Annotated in this window: 1 protein-coding gene; it reads left to right on the top strand. The window is 43.6% G+C overall.

The features are described from left to right. Positions 1-166: 166 nt before the first annotated feature. On the top strand, positions 167-1,297 hold the full coding sequence (locus tag P2G85_RS21425; protein WP_275866018.1) for an ISAs1 family transposase: 1,131 nt from the start codon (positions 167-169) through the stop codon (positions 1,295-1,297). The last annotated feature ends 10 nt before the right edge of the window (positions 1,298-1,307 follow it).

Consider the following 1,307-nt stretch of genomic DNA (forward strand, 5'->3'; position numbering starts at 1 on the left):
CAGGGCAAGATCATGAAAAACTCTTGTGGAATAAGGCCTAAGTGAGAGCCTACTTTTACTCATTTCTACAGTGATGTCATAAAAAATGCAATGACTTATGGATCGATTTGACGATCAGTATTAGCTGTGATCATATACTGTGTTTTACAGTAATGATGCCATCACCATGAACGGATTTAGCCTTTTGGACCACATTTCAGTTATCAATGACCCACGCCAAGCTTGGAAAGTTGAACACTCACTGACAGATATTATTTTCTTAATGGTAACGGCGGTCATTGCTGGTGCTGAAGGTTGGGAAGATATTGAAGATTTTGGTGAAGATAACCTCGAGTGGTTGCAGCAATATGGCGACTTTTCGAATGGAATCCCCGTTCATGACACGATTGCTCGAGTGGTGAACATGATCTCGGCAAAACAGCTTCAGCGTTGTTTTTCTCAGTGGATGAAAGATTGTCATGAAATCACTAAGGGCGATGTCGTAGCTATTGATGGCAAAACGATTCGTGGTACCTACAACAAAGATAAACGTTGTGGTGCAATCCATATGGTCAGTGCTTTCAGTGCTGCCAATCAAACTGTTTTGGGCCAAGTGAAGACGGCGTATAAAAGTAACGAGATCAAGGCAATACCAGAGTTGTTAGATCTTTTATCTATTAAGGGATGCTTGGTCACCATAGATGCAATGGGGTGTCAGAAGGACATCGCTGAAAAAATCATTACCAAAGAGGCCGACTACCTTCTCGCTGTCAAGGGTAATCAAAAGCGATTAGAGAAAGCGATCAACGAAGTTTTTAATACCAGCATGATCAACAACTTTGATGGTGACAAACTTGTCGTTCAAGAGCGAGGTCATGGCAGAACTGAGACACGACTTTGCCTGGTTGAGCATAATGTGGGTTTATTGGGTGATGTTGAATTAGATTGGCCGCAACTTAGCACTTTGGGAATGGTTGTTTCAATTCGTCAGGAAGGCGATAAACCCGCTGAAACGATGCAGGTGAAGCATTACATAAGCTCAGCACCGTTAAGTGCAAAAGAACTGTTAGAGAGTACTCGAGCGCACTGGAGCATTGAAAACCAGATGCACTGGCGACTAGATGTCGGTTTTAATGAAGATAGCTGTAGTATAAGGCGAGAGCAGGCGGGAGAGAACTTAGCCGTCGCACGGCATATCGCACTAAATTTGCTTACGGCGGAGAAAAGTTTTAAAGCAGGGATCAAGAGAAAGCAAAAGAAAGCGAATCGCAGTAATGCGTACCTTTCTCAAGTCCTTGCGGGGCAAGGGGCTTCGTAATCTTGCCCTG

Origin of the sequence: Vibrio sp. CAU 1672, from assembly GCF_029223195.1 — a bacterium.
Classification (GTDB): domain Bacteria; phylum Pseudomonadota; class Gammaproteobacteria; order Enterobacterales; family Vibrionaceae; genus Vibrio.

Excerpts from the sequence above, each read along its gene's own strand:
- P2G85_RS21425 (WP_275866018.1), top strand. The coding sequence starts at position 167 with ATGAACGGATTTAGCCTTTTGGACCACATTTCAGTTATCAATGACCCA.